We start from the raw sequence: 16,084 nt of genomic DNA, 5'->3' as shown, positions 1-16,084 counted from the left end.
AACGCCTCCCCTAAACCCTTACCCCCATATTACCACATATTGGAACTATCCTGCCAGTTAGCTTAGCGGCCTCATCGGACTCGCTTTCAGACAGTTGAAATTAACTGTTCATTTTTGACTTCTAATAAGTACTGCTTTAAAACATAATCTCTGCCGCCGTTATTTTCATACCATGTATGGATTCTTCTTAGGTGCTCGCTGTCGTTCCTCACATTCGCTTCAATTTCCTCGTATTTTTCATAGCTGTCATACTCCCAAATGGCGAATATTTCAGTTGTCGTATCAGTACGCGGAGCCATCCATCTGCCTACTAACCGAGCACCATATTTCATTTGGTTAGGCAAATTGTTTTCATTGAAATGCTTATTAAAAATATCAATGAATTCATTTTTTACGATATAGAACTTCCTTCGATAAAACAAAGATGCTCATCCTTTCTAATAGCGTGAATTATTTTTTAGAGTATTCGCTAATTGACTAAACTTTCCTGCCAGTTACTTCAATGAAAGCGTAAAAATATCAATAATTCCAATCAGTTTTGTAAATTCAACAACAACCTCATATTAATCGCGGAATATTTGGGTATAATTTGCTTGAACGTAAGGCATGTGGACATATCCGTGAAATAGTAGAAGGGAAAAATATGGGGTATATAGTTGGTGGTCTTGTACTGTTGGTGGTATTGGTGATTATGTTTATGTTTGTTATGTTCATTAATTTTGGTATTACGCCTAATGAAGCCAAAGAACTGGATAAAGTGCTTAGAGGAAGGTTATCGAAATTTACTACAGTCATAATCGTAGTCGTGATTTTAATACTCCTATTTTCATTGTGGATAGCGTTCGACATATGGACTGGTAGAATGCAAATTCAATTCTAAAAATTCGTCTGTAAACAACCTTAGGAAGAGACATAGGCGTTATGAAACAGTGCTACAATGAATTAAATTATCCTGCCCGTTAGCATCGAAAAGGCAGCCGATCGTAATGACCGGCTGCCGAGGTGTCTATTTTAAGCTATAGTTCCCAGTTAGCGTAACAGATACCGATTTATTACTTGAGCTGCTCGCTCAATCCGACGATGATGCCTTCGGGACCGCGGATGTAGGCGAGTCGATTCGTGTCCCCGTATTGCACCACTTCGCCGACCAGTTCGGCGCCATGGGCAAGCAGGCGCGCGACCACGTCATCGATGTCATTGACGGCGAACATGATGCGGCGGATCCCGAGTTCGTTCACCGGAGCCTTCTCCGGCCCAGTTCTGATCGCATCCGGCGTGTGGAACTTGTCCAGCTCGATCCGTCCGTGGCCGTCCGGAGTGCGCATAAACACGAGGGTAGCATGGACGTTCTGAAGGCCAATGAGACGATCTACGGAGGAACCCTCGACGGTCGTTTCGCCCTCCAACTCGAATCCGAGTTGGAGAAAGAAGGCTTTAACGGCTTCGAGATCGTCAACGACGATAAGGACGTTGTCCATTCGAAGTAATTTATTTCTTGTCATAGTTTTAACTCCTTATGAATTAAAAGTCATCATCTCTATTTAAAGCTGTCCTCAATTAAGTTTATCTCTAAGCGTCTCTGTCATAAAGTTATTCAGTTGCTGCAGGGTCTTATTCAGCTAACGTACCCTTTAGTTCAATAATCTGTTGCCTAATTAACTGGCTAATTGACTATTGCCTTTGTTTCAGTGAATGCCAAGCTTTAATATATCTTTTATACGCTTCGTCAGGGAATTCGTAACTCCACCGTCGATGATATTCAGCTTTACCTAAGTCAAGTAGTTTGTTGATCTCAATCAAAAACTTTCTTGCTAGATCCCTTAAGTCTATGTGAGTGAAAAAAACAGAAACACCCTTGTCAATTTCATCCGTATTAAAATTATCATCAAACTCAAGTATTTCAAATGTGCAATTAAACCCGTCTCGTTGAATTCTAATTCGATTTTCATTTGGCTCTGTTTGAATAACAATTATTACTTCTTGAGCTCCTTCAATTAAACTTGATATGCGTTGAATAATGTCATAAATAACATCTGTAAAAAATGAGGAAGGAATTTGAGATTCATTATTCTCATTGGTGACTTTTATATCCAGCCAGCCATGATATTCAAGGTTAAATGAAATCTGCATATAAATTCTTTCTTTTTGTATATGGATTAACCATTTAATAGTCAATGAACTATCGTATCCTGTTAGATCAATGATCTGATTAGAACAACTTGGCAAGTTTGATATCTTCAAAACGTGCGTTTTTTTTGATATCAAATACCCGCACGAATGATACATCGAAGCTTGGAAAAGGAGATAGTGCTTCTCTCGCAGCCAATTTCATTTCTATAATTTCTGCTTCACTCATGCCCCATTTTGTTTGACCCAAAGTCAAATGTGGAATGAAGTGTTCCAACTCTATATGCCTTTCAATAAGTTCGGGCGGTGGGGAAACCGCATCTACCAAGTTCTTATGCAGATTATATATCTCTTTCGATTCAACGCTAAGGAATGTAACCGCTGTTCCGAATGTTGCTGGTTCAGACAAAGTTAACTGGAAGATTGGAAATGAAGAACAAGTTTCTCTTACTTTTTCAAGCCAACTCATATCCTCCATAAGTCCACTTTTGGCTTTAACAGTAATATGGGGCTCCACAGGATCCCTAAAGCCGTTATTATCCCATCGATTTCGAAATGTCTTAGCCCATTTATTACGAAATACTGAAATTTGTTCTTTGTAATCTTCAGGTGGAACGATTCCTATGAAAAACTCCATTTCTACACCCCTTTATCGGTTTACTTCGCTTCCATAAAACATTATCCAATTCGTAAGGTGGAATATTCCAAATTCACAGATAAGGTTTTCTCCCCAATGGAACCAATAATATGAATTTTTCTCGGAGAATTCCTATTCATTTCGATCATCAACTTTCCGAACATTTATGTTTTTAGAGAGTATTTTCCAAGATCTGCTTTAGTGTTAAACTGCCAGTTTATTGAACAGCTCATATCGAATTTCAAACAAGCGATGGATCGGTTCCACCGCTCCGCTTTCGTCGCCGTTAGTTCAATCCATTAACGATTTACTCTTCAGACCTAGCAGTTCACGTAACGACGACAAGCTTTCTGCCACAGTTTGATGAGCTGTGTCGATGACGATATGATCACGGTCCCAAACATCGTACTGTCGGTTCCTGACCTGCTCCCAAGTGGGTAGTACAAAACCGGGAATATCAGCTAGACGCGTTTCGACTCTATGTTTGTGTTCACGTTCGTCGGAGCAAACCACTTCGATTTCGACATATGGAATTTCTAGAGATTCCGCCACGTTGCGCCAAGATTGACGTGTTATTTGAATGGGGTTGACTGTATCTGCTATCACTTCGAGGCCTAAAAAGAGATTCTGCTTCGCAATCTCGTAACACACGATGTAACCCTCGGGTCCGTCAATCTTGACCCCGGCAACTCGCATTGCCTGTTCCACGACATCGACCCGAAGATACGTGGACCGAATTTCCCTAGCCAAAGCTGCTGATAACGTAGACTTGCCGGTGCCTGGCAACCCACCAAAGATATACAACATGAAGCTTTCCTCCTTCAATACTACCCGTACGAAGTCTGCTACCTCTTCATATATCATTATTCTAGCAACCTTCGAGAATACCATTAGCCTCTCAATTCCTTAATAACTGTTGTCTTCCCTACCCCACTTGCACCTGTTACTATAAAGAAAGGTATTTTAGGTTCCATGGTTCTTCCCCCTCGAAAGATATTGATTATCTTCTACCTTAGAGAAGAACCAAAATTATGTAAAGGGAAAATTTGGATTTAGGAATGCTGCCCGTTAGTTGAACAAAAACAGCCGTATTTGACCGACAGCATATGTGTCTGCGTGTAGCCTGTTTTCGCATATTTATTGTTTCAATATGAACATGTAAAGAAATCCGAATTTTAGGACACAAAGATGTATTGTACAATGTTAAATAGACCCTCAAGCTGTATCGTTTAGCAACTACGGGAATGGTATCTTCTTCATGTCCAATATTGGAAAACAGTATAACTTCTTGTCTTTTAGAAAAGACAAGAAGTTATATCCATAAAATAAAAAATCCGCTCAATTCGCGGATTCAAATGGATGTATGTTCTTGCCCACTTACACATATATATCATATTTTTCTCAATATTAATGACCTAATACTCTTAGCTGCATTTTCTTTTGCTAAAATGATTATGGATTACCTGACCGTCCCCAGTGTAAAACCACGCTTTTTCATACGTAACATTCTCAAATTCACTAAAAACAAATAAATTGATCTCATGCTTGAGGCGTAAAATTTCTTTGATAGCGGATGTCTTATCCGCAAAAATAGAAAAGATATGCCCCGATCCTTCATGTCGAAACGTAAATTCCTTCGGCAAACGGGAAACCCGCCCCTTTCCTGGTCTGCACTCAGAAGTAGCAGCAGCTTTCCGCCGGCATCGCGATTTGATTTACCTGAGTTCGTTAGCAAGCTTGATCGATTGTGACGCGGACACGATATTATTGCTATATAAAATGATTCCTCCGACGCGGTGTTCCTTTATAAGCGACCTGATTTCCGGTTGCACTCCAGCGCCATCCATTCCAACCAACACCATTTGGCCTATCTTTTCAGTCTAGCTCATTAAAGCGACCAGTCGGCTGACAGGTCGACAGACTTGAGCGGCTCCTGAACGATAACTTCGGCAGTTCTTGGACTGCAGGCAGACTACAGGCTGCGGAGCGGGATGCCTGCATCCGGTAAAATACGATGATAATGACCATAACCGCAAATGGATCCGACGAAATCGCAGCTGTACCCTCTTTTCCATGGAGAATTTACCCAATGGATATTATAGACCGGCGATAAGGAAACGATGTACGTGAAAGTGCATTGCATAATTTCCCATTTCAGGTAGCAAAATAAGAATAAAGTTTTGGCAGGGCGGTAATTAAATAAAATGGAAAATATACAAGCAGCTTTAAAAGAAGCTTTAAAGTCGGATGATTTTATGCAATCCACTATAACGATCCGTCATACGCTTCTTCATATGTCTTATTTCGGTTCCGTTGTAGATCATACAACGATTCATCGTGATTTATTAACCGTCATTCAACTCTCAAACGCTCAAATTCATGATTTGAATGAATTAAAAAATTTGATTCCCATCGAAGGAATCAAATTGACTTCTAATATGGGAGATATTACCTCCAGCCTGATTAATGGTTACATATATATTCAACTGGGTTCCAATCTACATGAAGGCTTATTAGTTTATGTTGCCGATATGGAAAGGGGTTATCGCGGAAATAACTTATCCCAGGACGAATACAGCGTTATCGGTCCGAAAGTGGGCTTCGTCGAAGGTCTTGATACCAATTTGAATTTACTCCGAAAAGAAATCAAATCGGAGAAGCTGATATTCGAGGAACAAATCAAGGGCTCTCTTTCCAAAACAAGAGTCGTGATCGCCTATATCGATGGGATCGCCAATCCGCAGCACATAAACACTGTAAGACAAAGGATCATGGATTTGGACTTTGACGTGATCTTTGATACCTCTACGCTCGATCAGATTATGTCCGACAACTCCAATACGCCGTTCCCTTTATATATGTCGACCGAACGCGTGGACCGGATGAAATTTTTACTTCTCAGCGGGCATGTGGCTGTATTAAGCAGCGGCTCTCCTTATGTCATTTCAGGACCCACTACCCTGTTTGATTTTTTCTACTCGCCCGAGGATTTTTATTTGCCATGGGTTTTGGGTTCATTTTTTAGAATGTTGCGTTATGTGGGGATCACATTTTCCATCTTTGCATCTTCCGTCTATGTATCGGTCATGACGTTTCATTACACCGTCGTGCCAAGATCGCTGTTAGGTCCGATTATCGAATCCAGAACGAACGTGCCCTTCCCGCCTTATATGGAAGTACTATTCATGGAGATAACCGTTGAGCTGTTACGCGAGGCTGGGGTCAGGCTGCCGACAAAAGTCGGGCAAACGCTGGGGATCGTAGGCGGCGTTGTACTCGGGGAAGCAGCGGTTCAAGCCGGCTTGACGAGCAATATTTTAATTATTATTGTTTCGCTTTCCGCGCTCGCGTCCTGTGCAACGCCGACTTTCAAAATGGCCAACACGATACGCTTTCTTAGGTTTCCTATGATCTTCTTGGCAGGGGCTTGGGGCGGTTTTGGCATGGTGATCGGCGTCATGCTTTTATTGGGTCATCTGCTGCGGTTGAAATCTCTAGGTACCTCATACGTCGTTCCGGTATTCCCTTTTCGCTATAAAGGCTTAAAAGAATTTTTACGTTTACCTTTCAGCGCGACTTGGAGTCGCCCCGCTTATTTACGTCCGCTCGCAGCGAGAAGATATACAGTTCGAAAGCATCAAGATATCGGAGACGATTACAGTAATGAATAAACTTCGCAGCAAAGGAACCAGCATCAATGAAAATGTTTGCACCGGCTCTTCTCGTGTGCGTCCTTTTATCCGGATGTGCCAAACAAGAAATTATTGATCGGGTTAAAATTTTGCAGAGCGTCGGTTTTGACGTCCAAGGAGATACATTTAAGGCGAGCGGAGCTTATGCTTCATATAGAAAGCAAGGCCGAGTTCAGTTGTTAACAGCAGAAACGCAAACTTTTTCCGGGGTATGGCTCCCTCATAATACGAAATCGGATGAGCAGGTTGTAGTCGGACAATTGCGGACGTTCGTCATAAGTGAAAAGTTTGCAAGAAGAAGCATTCAAGAGCTTGCCAGCGATCTTCTTCGAGATCCTGTCATAAGCAATAACGCTACTGTCGTCATATGCAAACACGAGGTAAGTGCGATTATGTCTCAAACCTTAAAAAATCCTCCCTTTTATTTATCGGATCTAATCAAACAGAACATAGAAACCGGGAATACGCCTTACACAAATACGCATCTGCTGCTGGATCAATATTATGGAGAAGGTCAAGATGTGTATTTACCTGCATTGGATCAGGATGAAAAAGGCCTGCTTCGCATGGATGGGGTGGGCGTATTCAAGGATGATAAACTACGTCTTTGGCTAACCGACAAAGAGACATTGTTTCTTAAACTCCTCAAAGACAAATCGAAAACGATGACCGGCGCCTATGAGTTTTCGGCGAAACAAAAGGAACCCGTTTATTTCAGAATAATACAAGGAAAAAGAAACATATCGCCTGAGCAGAACGACACTGCAGTCATTTCCTTGAAACTAGATATCGACCTCAAAGCGCTTCCAAAAACAAAAAGCTCCGTCGACAAGAGCGATTTGCATGAAATAAAGCAGGACATCGAACAACATCTTTCAAGCGAAATCAGTGCCTTGCTAAAAAAATTACAAAAGAACGATGTCGATCCCATTGGCTTTGGCGAAATATTTAGAAGCAAGGATAGAAGCTGGAACGAGCAGGAGTTTAAAAATATAACCTACCCGAATATCAAATTTGAAGTGAACACGAAGATCATGATTTCGCATACGGGAGTTGGCATCGGTGCAGAACAGCGTTAAAGAAAATTACTTGATTTCAGGATTTTTCGTGTTTTTCTTGCTCCACGCTTCTCAGTCCGGCATTGGAGGCTTAGGTTCTCCAAATATAGTGTTTAAATATGCGGAGCAAGATGCATGGATCTCGGTTCTGATACTGGGTTTAAGCCTGCAATTGATTTTATGGATGATTTATAAAATGCTGGGGAACCCCGTCAAGGACGTTGTTGACTTACACCAAATGATTTTCGGCCGTTTCTTGGGCAATGTCGTTTCGCTGCTCATGATCGGGTACTATTTCATGATAGCTTTGTATGTCGGCCGGACTTACATCGATATTGTTCAGGTGTGGGTATTTCCGAACATTGCAACATGGGAATTGGCGGTCATCTTCTTTTGTTTGATTTATTATCTCGTATCCGGAGGATTCAGGGTTTTAACCGGAATAGCTTTATTCTCTGTCGTAACTGCCATCCTATTGTATCTCCTTATTTTTTACCCGATTAGACTGGGAAATCTCACACATTTAATGCCGGTATGGAATCATTCCGTTTCTGATTTGCTCAAGTCGTCTAAAGCTTCTTATGGCATATTTATTGGATTTGAAGTGCTGCTCGTTTACTTCCCTTTTATTAAATCAGTTGAAAAACAAGCGAAATGGGCCCATTTAAGCCTGCTTATCAATACGCTTCAATTCGCTGGAATAACCATCTCTAGCCTGCTGTATTATAGTCAAGGTCTGCTTAAAAACACGCTCTATCCCGTTCTAACGGTAACCAAGATTATTGAGTTTGAATTCGTAGAAAGAATCGAATTCATATTTATTTTTTGTTGGGTAATCATTTTTATCCCGTCGGTATGCCTCTCCATCTGGAGCTGTACGAGAATTATGAAAAGAGTCACGAATTTAAAGCCCCGTATATCGTTACTATTGATACTAATCACATTATTCATCGTTGCTGTGCAATTCAACGAAAAAATTAAGATTGACGAGTTAGGAAGGTACGCTATCGCGATTGGATTTTATTTTGTGTTCGCCTACATCCCGTTACTGTTTATTCTTTACTTAATCCGCGGTAAAAGAAAAGCTAAGTTGGATCCAGCTTGATAAATCTATTATTCATGAATAGATTCTTGAATGCAACATTTCCAGCCTGTCTGACGTTTGAGATACTGAATACAGAAACTCAACGAGGTGATAGGACTTGAATTCCCCAAAAAAACTTCTCAGCTTTTCCGCAGTCGCCGTATTGTCTCTTTCATTAGCAGGTCATAGCTTTGCCGCAACGACAGCTTTCACCGACTTGGATCGGGTTGCGGCCAAAGATAAGATTATTTCTCTGCAATCGCAGGGTTTTGTATCGGGAGTCAGCAGCGACCTGTTTCAGCCCAATGCTGCTTTAACGACCGGACAGGGCATTCAAATGATCGTCAAGGCGCTTGGTTTGAACATCGACAATATCAAATTTGCCAAAGCGCCTCAGGCAACCGACTATTTTGCGAAAGCGAAAAATGACGCATGGTATTCGCAAAGCTTAATTATTGCGGCGAATAACGGCCTAAACCTTCCTGCCGATTTAGATCCGGACCAGGCATGGACGAAGGAGGTCTTTACTAAAGAATTGATCTTCGCGATGGAAAAACATAACATTTTCCATTTGATGAAGCTCCCGCCAATCGAGATAAAAGACCAGGATGAAATCACCATAGACGATCTCGGTCCGGTCCAACTCGCCGTTTACAAAGGTATTACATCGCTCGACTCGGACGGCAAATTCCATCCTCAAGCGGAAATTACACGCGCGCAAGCCGCCGAAATGATTTATAATACGCTCAAGTACGTACACCCTGCTTCGAATCAAACTCCGGCACCGGAATCGACCGGCGATGTTCCAAGGGTTGGAAGCAGCCAACCGATGATACGAGTGACCGGACAAACGGACCAAACCGCTGCAAGCCTGGACGATAAGGACAGTAAAATGACGGCCGATTCCATCGTATACGGGAATACCCAATACGGCTTTCGTTTCACGCTGCCGGACAGTTGGAAAGGGTTCACGATTGTAACGGACAAGTGGGAGGGGCTTTCGTTAGGGGATTCGCAGAGCGAGAAGGTGATGGAAAGCGGCCCAATGATTAGCATCCGGAATCCCACATGGACCTCCGAACAGCCGAGACAGGATATCCCCCTTCTCATCTTTACCGTTGCCCAATGGAATGAGCTTCAGCAGGGAAAATTTCATATCGGCGCAGCGCCCATCGGCCCAAGCGAACTGATCCGCAATGCCAATTACGTGTTTGCTCTTCCGGCGCGCTATAACTTTGCCTTCCCTACTGGCTACCAAGAAGTAGAGGACATATTAAATAGTAAGCCGATTCACCCGATTTACTGATCAAAAACTTTTTCTTCGAGGAGGCGCGAATCATTCGCGCCTTCTTTTTTTATGACCATCGAATGATCTCTGCCTCTTTTCCCTGGTGATGCTGGCGAACTCACTGTTGGCTGAGGCCGCCCGATCGCTCCCGCGATGTTTGTGTTGAGCTATCGTATCCGTCAATAGCAAATGAATTACAACTCGTTATTTCTCCCAAAGCTCGACCAGTCGACATTGAAAAGAATCTATATCCCATTAAACAAGAAAGTCGCGATATTCGGCCCGCTATATAACGCTATTGTTCAGACTCGGAATCCTGCAATGTAGGTATTTTTGTGTCACAAATCTACAATGTAGGGGAATTTGCGCATTTTTTACTGACACTAATTTGCCAACATAAAAATAATAAAAGCTTGATTTCTCAAGCTTTTTTGAATCATTTTATGTAGGCACTTTTGTGTAATTGGACATCTGTCCATTGACACGAACTTCCCCTTATCGATGACACAAAGTTCCCCTTTATTCATTCTTTGAGGGGAGCTTTGTGTCGCAAAAAATTAATACCTGGTAAATATTTAAGTTAGTTCTAGTGGATTTGATGTTACAATTTTTCTCATTTTTTCAACTTTAGCAATTCAGATCGATTATATTACTTTTCCCCTTGTGGTAATATTTTCCATTGGTGCTCAAAGCAGAGAAGAAGTAGATGCCTAATTTGTTTGACAAGAGCTTGTTTTGTTTTCCGCCTAGAGTTGAGAAAAAGAAAGATGTAATATCTTATTTTTCAGTTCTTGGATAATAAGAATATCCCGGATTTTTTACGATAAATTGTTTTTCCTCCTGTAGTGCGTCAATGGGTCCTGATCCTATATTTAGGTTGTCTTCCACGAGCTCATGAGGTGTCAGCGCCAGTACTTGATTAAATGAAACATCTTCAAAGCGGTCACTTTTAAAAATTTCCATTACCCATAGAGTTTGATTACCAGTATTTTGAATGTAGTGACCATATCCAAAAGGTACGTATCCTACATCCCCAGCACGATAATCGAAAGTGCGGGCACTCCCATTTGTTCCAAAAACTGTCATGCGCGCAGTACCTGCGATATAATATTGCCATTCGTCATTGTTCGGATGCCAGTGCATTTCTCTCATTGCACCAGGTTTAATTTCCAACAAGGTTGCTGCTATTTTAGTCGATATTGGAAAGTTGGTTGAATCCACAATACGTACTGTCCCGCCCGGCGTGACAATTGGCTCTTGTGCAAGGAGTTTATGAGTAAAGGATTTTGGTACCGTTCCGTATGGACTGTCTACCTTCACACTTTCGAGAGGTCCTGGAACTTTTCCTTGAAATATGTACTTCTCCCGGCTCGGGATAAGATCAAAATCGCTCACGGGTACACCAAAATTGGCTGACAGTACGTCTCTCGGTGTATGCGCAACCCAATCTGAGCTCGATATTGTATTTAGGTCAGAGAAGTGGCCATCATCAAAGACCAGCAAAAACTCACAGCCTTCCTCTAGCCCTTGAATCGTATGCGGAACTGCTGGGGGGAAGTACCATAAATCGCCAACACCTACATCAGCAATGAAATTCCTCCCGTTCTGATCGACGGCAGTAATGCGTGCCCGGCCAACAAGCACAATCGCCCATTCAGGTTGCTGATGCCAATGCAGCTCCCGTACCCCTCCAGGTGTGAGAGCCATGTTCACCCCAGCAATCGTTGTTGCTATCGGTAGCTCTCTAACCGTTACCTCTCGTGACCAGCCGCCATGATTTAACTGCATATGAGCATCGGAGAAAGAGAACTTCAAGTTCGGAAGTAATCCGGCATCTGAGACAGGTGGTACCAACATGTCCGGGTTCTCAAGATCGCGCATCACGTCACGTGGACCTAGATCCCACCATCCAGTACCATCATATCTAATCGGTTGTGGGATATTTCCGTTTCCAGATCCTCTTTCCATTTTATTACCACCTCCTGTATTACCTTTACATTGACATAGATTTATTAAATGTTATGAATAGAATATAGGAATTAGAAAGTTGTCCCATCACCAATGAGTTCATAAACCTAACTCATCTTCCGAAATTTCAACTTTGCATGTTTCTCTACTTCACTGCCGACACCCATAAATACGCTGACGTTGCCCAAGGTGCCCATCCCGCCTAATTGTCCGGATTGTTCGAGCAGCGTGACTTTTTTTCCGCACCTTGCCGCCGCGATAGCGGCAGCCACACCCGCCGGACCGCCTCCTACGACCAAAATGTCCGCTTTCTCATAGACAGTCAAGTTTTTCTGGAATGTATAATGATTCATTCTGGTAACCTCCCGTTGCTCCCCGTACTATACCTTCTATTATAAGATGTTTGGGGAACAGTCTACAGGGTGGATCCTACTATTTCTGGGTTGATGTTACTGAGATTTGTTTCATGGGTTATTCAATTTCGCTTGAAGTCTTACCAAATAAAGGGAATTAAGTGATACCGTGTTTTCTTACAATAATCCTCATATCCTTTCAACTCTTTTAACAATACTTTTTCTTCATTTAACAGCCTTAGAACGATAAAAATGATTATAGAAATCGAGGGAATCAATGCCCAAATTGAACCTAATGCTAAAGGAGTGAAAAGTATAATAAATATAGCCCCTGTATACATTGGATGCCGAACCAACGCGTATGGACCTGTTGATATAACTTTCTGGTTCTCGGTCACTTCAATTATGGCAGACGTATAAGAATTCTCTTTAAAAACTAAGAAAACAATCGAAAAGCCAAGTAAGATGATGACATCTGCAACAAATACAATAAATAAAGGAAAACTTGACCAACCAAATCGATAGTCTAAACCAGGAATGATTAACAATCCGACAAAAAAAGTGATACCAGAAATGGTTTGGAAAATTTTTTGTTCCTTTTCTTTTTCTTTAGAGTTAGTTCTTCTCTCTATTAGTTCAGGATCTCTCTTCAAAAAATAGCCATTGATAAAGAACGTTGAACCTAAAAAGATCACAAAATAAATCCATGCCTCCCAAAAGTTAAGCGATCCTGCGGGCAAAAAGAGAAAAGTAAAGAAAACGATTGAAAATAGGAGAGTCCTAAAGTAGACTTTTTTCTTTAACAAAAATTACACCTCCCATAAAATTAATCCATTCAGAATTACTCAAATATACAATTGGATAACCACACTTGTTTCCCCTTCTTTATGGTACAATCCTGCCCGCGCAAATTTCACAAGTCGTCCTTATTGGCTCGAGAAAGGCCAAATCCGTGTAGATCATCCCGAGACCCTGACAGTTGGAACAGGCCCCCTTGGAGTTGAAGCTGAACAACGATGCGCTCACCTTGTTGGCGGCCGCGAACTGCCGCCGGATCTCGTCCATCATCCCCGTATAAGTGGCCGAATTGGAGCGGATGTTCTCCATTACTTCGCGGTCTTGTTCGACGACGAGCACGGTATTCCCTTTGTCCCGGAGCTGGCACACCATGCCGTTTAGACGATGGACATCCCGCGGATACAGCCCGACGCTCGGTTCGTCGAAAATGTAGATCATGTCGGTAAGACTGCTGCTCAGATGACGGACCATCTTGATGCGCTGCGACTCCCCGCCCGAAAAAGTTGCGGTCTGTCGATCCAGACTCAGATACTCCAGCCCGATGGAGACCAGATGGTTCAGCCGGGTCAGAATCCCGTCAATCATCGGGCCGGCAACGGGATCCCGAATGGCTCCGATCATATGAATAAGCTCTCCAATCTCCATCGCTGCGCATTGGGCTATGTTGTAACCGTTAATCCGGCAGCCCAAGGCCTCTTGATTAAGCCGGCTTCCCCCGCAAAGGCTGCAATCGCTGTAGGACAGGAACCGGTCAATAGATTCGCGTTTGGCTTCGGACATCTCGCTGCTGTCCCGCTTCAAATACAGGCGGGTGAATTTGGGCAGCAGACCTTCGTTAATCCGATACGATTGCGCCGCCTTTGGTGTGGTATACGATCTTGCTCTCTTAACCGTGAAGGAGGACATCCCGCTCTTCCGGCGTATAGTCAGCGAGCCTTTTGTCGTTGTCGAACAAGCCGGAATGGGCATACGTATTCCATAACCAGCTCCCCACTTTAAATGTGGGGGAACAGGATCGCGCCTTCATTCAGCGACTTGGACCTGTCAAGCAGCTTGTTCACATCGAACTGCACCACCTGTCCGACTCAGGAAAATGCCAATCCTCTCCAGGATTTAATTCTATCTTGAACTAAAACTTTATCTTTTTCCTTATCATAGATCATACACATATTTGTCATTTCCACTTTTGGCAAACTTATCAACTCCAACGCTAATTTAATCCTTCTATCTACAAGAAAATTCGACGGAAATAGGTATTATCTTTTCATATAACATAAATAGCTGCTCTGCCACTACTATCACGCTCTACTGCCCGTTCGTAACGAAGTTTCAACTAGGCACCGCCAGATTAGTTTAAAATAGATCATGGAGAACTTTATCATAAATGAGGCGAAATATGATTCATTATCACTCAATCCCGATCGGATTGATCGCAATTGTCGCATAAAAATATTAAGCAAAAAGAATGGCTGTCGAGACTTTCTCGACAGCCTGTCAAATGCGGTTCCTTGTTTTATTTATATTCCATAACCCAGTACTTCTCTTCTCCCGGACAGCCCTCCTCAACAACCTTCTTCCAACCGTTGCGTTCATAAAATATCAATGCCTTATGATTCTTAGATACGCATTTTAATCGCATCGGTTTATTCATTTTATCGTCAGCTGCTTGCAGCAAACGACTGCCGACTCCTTTACCGGAGCAATTCGGATGAACAAAAAGATTATGAATGAAGTTATCCGGCAAATACAAGGAGGTAAATCCCATGAGGATACCGGCCTCTTCTGCTACGATTATGAATTCGTCCTCCGTATGCTTATATCGAAATCCTCCAAAGTCATTTCAATAATATTGTCCCATACGAAGGTATTGCGCCGTGATTCGAGATACAGCATTCTTAGTTCAGGGTAATCCCCTTCATGAGCCTCTCTAATATTCAATTTTTCACTCCCTCTGCACTGAAGATTTGATGTGATGTTGCCTCTCTTATATAGTAACATGGCCTGATCCTGATTCTAAAAAAGAAAGCAGTAGGCTGAGTATTTCGAGAAACCTGAATATCTGAAATATGGCTTCGGTATCCCATTTATTACCTTTCTCATTTTTCCATTTGATAGGACAAGCAATCTCGTAGTAGGCCGGGCCAACATTAACCCATATTTCACCATATTTCTTGTCGTAATTCAAACGACAAGAAAGGCTAAATCCTCTCCCTTTTAGATATCCCATAAATTGTTTTTATGCCACTCTGTGTCCGGTGTTTTAAGTTTTAAACTGGACAAAAAATTAAACAGCGGTGGACCAAGACTTGAAAAATAAAGTCTTAGACTGCCACTATTGTCATTGAACTAACGTTCTCCGTAACGAACTTTCTTATTCCGAGGAGGATGCTTTGCGAAGAAATGCTTTTATCAATGGATGAGTAATATTTTTCAGCGCCGAACGCTCAGGTTGAAATAAAGTTCCGATAAAAAAAGGATGTCGATCCAGTTCCATAATACGAACTTCGCCATCAAGGTCTACTCCCGCAATGCTTAAACCCGCATTTTCTAACCTGGAGCGATACTCCGAATTCAAACCGTAATTACAAATTCCATACTGTTCAACAATTTCAGGAGAGCCATAAAAATCTATCGTTTTTGAACCGGAGGTCAGCTTAAACGCACGCGTTTTTTCGCTAACCGAACAAGAGAGCGGTGCAACTAAAATCAACGCGGCGTCAGGATTTTCCTCGACATGATCTGCTTCAGTAAGTCCTACTACATTCCTTGCAAACTCAATGATCATATGTTGAAATCCACCGCACGTACCTAAAAAGGGAATCTGTTGCTCACGAGCAAACCGGATACCGTTGAGAGCGCCTTGCATGCTTCGGTAAGGACTGGCAGGGACGACCCAAATCGCATGATATTTAGATAACTTTTGTTCAAAATCCCGATCCAACGAAGGCGTTGGAACCCATTCGAAATTGAATTGAATACCCAGTTCATCTGCCGCCAATTGAATTGCTAGCGGTATAGCCACATGTGCTACAACATCCTCATCGTAATCCCCGATTAAACCGATACAATACATATCTAA

13 protein-coding genes and 2 pseudogenes are annotated in these 16,084 nt (G+C 42.3%); 4 read left to right on the top strand and 11 right to left on the bottom strand.

What is annotated here, in order from left to right:
* Positions 1-86: 86 nt before the first annotated feature.
* The 5 genes from ACFQZT_RS26760 to ACFQZT_RS26740 form a co-directional block, all read right to left on the bottom strand.
* Positions 87-422 (bottom strand): NIPSNAP family protein, encoded by a 336-nt coding sequence (locus ACFQZT_RS26760; RefSeq protein WP_379304971.1) that lies wholly within the window; start codon positions 420-422, stop codon positions 87-89.
* 630 nt (positions 423-1,052) lie between these two features.
* Positions 1,053-1,502, bottom strand: coding sequence for a VOC family protein (locus tag ACFQZT_RS26755; RefSeq protein ID WP_379304969.1), 450 nt, complete (start codon positions 1,500-1,502; stop codon positions 1,053-1,055).
* Positions 1,503-1,671: 169 nt separating this feature from the next.
* Positions 1,672-2,175 (bottom strand): hypothetical protein, encoded by a 504-nt coding sequence (locus ACFQZT_RS26750; protein ID WP_379304967.1) that lies wholly within the window; start codon positions 2,173-2,175, stop codon positions 1,672-1,674.
* A gap of 34 nt (positions 2,176-2,209) precedes the next feature.
* Complete coding sequence (locus tag ACFQZT_RS26745; protein ID WP_379304965.1) at positions 2,210-2,764, bottom strand: 2'-5' RNA ligase family protein; 555 nt, start codon at positions 2,762-2,764, stop codon at positions 2,210-2,212.
* A gap of 291 nt (positions 2,765-3,055) precedes the next feature.
* Positions 3,056-3,571, bottom strand: coding sequence for a P-loop nucleotide/nucleoside kinase family protein (locus ACFQZT_RS26740; RefSeq protein ID WP_379304963.1), 516 nt, complete (start codon positions 3,569-3,571; stop codon positions 3,056-3,058).
* Positions 3,572-4,968: 1,397 nt separating this feature from the next.
* Here ACFQZT_RS26740 and ACFQZT_RS26735 point away from each other — a divergent pair.
* The 4 genes from ACFQZT_RS26735 (at position 4,969) to ACFQZT_RS26720 (ending at position 9,904) form a co-directional block, all read left to right on the top strand.
* Positions 4,969-6,435, top strand: coding sequence for a spore germination protein (locus ACFQZT_RS26735; protein ID WP_379304961.1), 1,467 nt, complete (start codon positions 4,969-4,971; stop codon positions 6,433-6,435).
* A gap of 26 nt (positions 6,436-6,461) precedes the next feature.
* Positions 6,462-7,535 carry a Ger(x)C family spore germination protein gene (locus ACFQZT_RS26730; protein WP_379304959.1) on the top strand — a complete coding sequence of 358 codons (1,074 nt, stop codon included), beginning with the start codon at positions 6,462-6,464 and terminating at the stop codon, positions 7,533-7,535.
* Positions 7,519-8,619, top strand: a complete 1,101-nt coding sequence (locus tag ACFQZT_RS26725) for a GerAB/ArcD/ProY family transporter (RefSeq protein ID WP_379304957.1) — start codon at positions 7,519-7,521, stop codon at positions 8,617-8,619. The genes ACFQZT_RS26730 and ACFQZT_RS26725 overlap by 17 nt, the downstream gene beginning before the upstream one ends.
* 97 nt (positions 8,620-8,716) lie before the next feature.
* Positions 8,717-9,904 carry an S-layer homology domain-containing protein gene (locus tag ACFQZT_RS26720; protein ID WP_379304955.1) on the top strand — a complete coding sequence of 396 codons (1,188 nt, stop codon included), beginning with the start codon at positions 8,717-8,719 and terminating at the stop codon, positions 9,902-9,904.
* 759 nt (positions 9,905-10,663) lie between these two features.
* Here the strand turns inward: ACFQZT_RS26720 and ACFQZT_RS26715 are convergent.
* The 6 genes and pseudogenes from ACFQZT_RS26715 to ACFQZT_RS26690 form a co-directional block, all read right to left on the bottom strand.
* Positions 10,664-11,854, bottom strand: a complete 1,191-nt coding sequence (locus tag ACFQZT_RS26715; RefSeq protein WP_379304953.1) for an oxalate decarboxylase family bicupin — start codon at positions 11,852-11,854, stop codon at positions 10,664-10,666.
* A gap of 107 nt (positions 11,855-11,961) precedes the next feature.
* Entirely contained in the window at positions 11,962-12,207 is a 246-nt protein-coding gene (locus ACFQZT_RS26710; protein ID WP_379304951.1) for an FAD-dependent oxidoreductase, read from the bottom strand.
* A 140-nt stretch (positions 12,208-12,347) separates the two neighbouring features.
* Positions 12,348-13,013, bottom strand: coding sequence for a methyltransferase family protein (locus ACFQZT_RS26705; RefSeq protein WP_379304949.1), 666 nt, complete (start codon positions 13,011-13,013; stop codon positions 12,348-12,350).
* A 91-nt stretch (positions 13,014-13,104) separates the two neighbouring features.
* Positions 13,105-13,569, bottom strand: a pseudogene (locus tag ACFQZT_RS26700) (hypothetical protein); the annotation flags it as partial.
* A gap of 949 nt (positions 13,570-14,518) precedes the next feature.
* Positions 14,519-14,943 (bottom strand): annotated as a pseudogene (locus ACFQZT_RS26695) (N-acetyltransferase family protein).
* 433 nt (positions 14,944-15,376) lie between these two features.
* A complete protein-coding gene (locus ACFQZT_RS26690; protein ID WP_379304947.1) occupies positions 15,377-16,078 on the bottom strand; it encodes a CTP synthase C-terminal region-related (seleno)protein in 702 nt (233 codons plus the stop codon).
* Positions 16,079-16,084: the final 6 nt, after the last annotated feature.

The sequence above is a fragment of the Paenibacillus sp. GCM10027628 genome (assembly GCF_042676385.1).
GTDB lineage: Bacteria > Bacillota > Bacilli > Paenibacillales > NBRC-103111 > Paenibacillus_E.
Note: the sequence above shows the minus strand (reverse complement) of the source record. Positions and strands in the feature narration are given on the sequence as shown.

Excerpts from the sequence above, each read along its gene's own strand:
- ACFQZT_RS26690 (WP_379304947.1), bottom strand. The coding sequence starts at position 16,078 with ATGTATTGTATCGGTTTAATCGGGGATTACGATGAGGATGTTGTAGCA.
- ACFQZT_RS26715 (WP_379304953.1), bottom strand. The coding sequence starts at position 11,854 with ATGGAAAGAGGATCTGGAAACGGAAATATCCCACAACCGATTAGATAT.
- ACFQZT_RS26730 (WP_379304959.1), top strand. The coding sequence starts at position 6,462 with ATGAAAATGTTTGCACCGGCTCTTCTCGTGTGCGTCCTTTTATCCGGA.
- ACFQZT_RS26755 (WP_379304969.1), bottom strand. The coding sequence starts at position 1,502 with ATGACAAGAAATAAATTACTTCGAATGGACAACGTCCTTATCGTCGTT.
- ACFQZT_RS26745 (WP_379304965.1), bottom strand. The coding sequence starts at position 2,764 with ATGGAGTTTTTCATAGGAATCGTTCCACCTGAAGATTACAAAGAACAA.
- ACFQZT_RS26735 (WP_379304961.1), top strand. The coding sequence starts at position 4,969 with ATGGAAAATATACAAGCAGCTTTAAAAGAAGCTTTAAAGTCGGATGAT.
- ACFQZT_RS26740 (WP_379304963.1), bottom strand. The coding sequence starts at position 3,571 with ATGTTGTATATCTTTGGTGGGTTGCCAGGCACCGGCAAGTCTACGTTA.
- ACFQZT_RS26710 (WP_379304951.1), bottom strand. The coding sequence starts at position 12,207 with ATGAATCATTATACATTCCAGAAAAACTTGACTGTCTATGAGAAAGCG.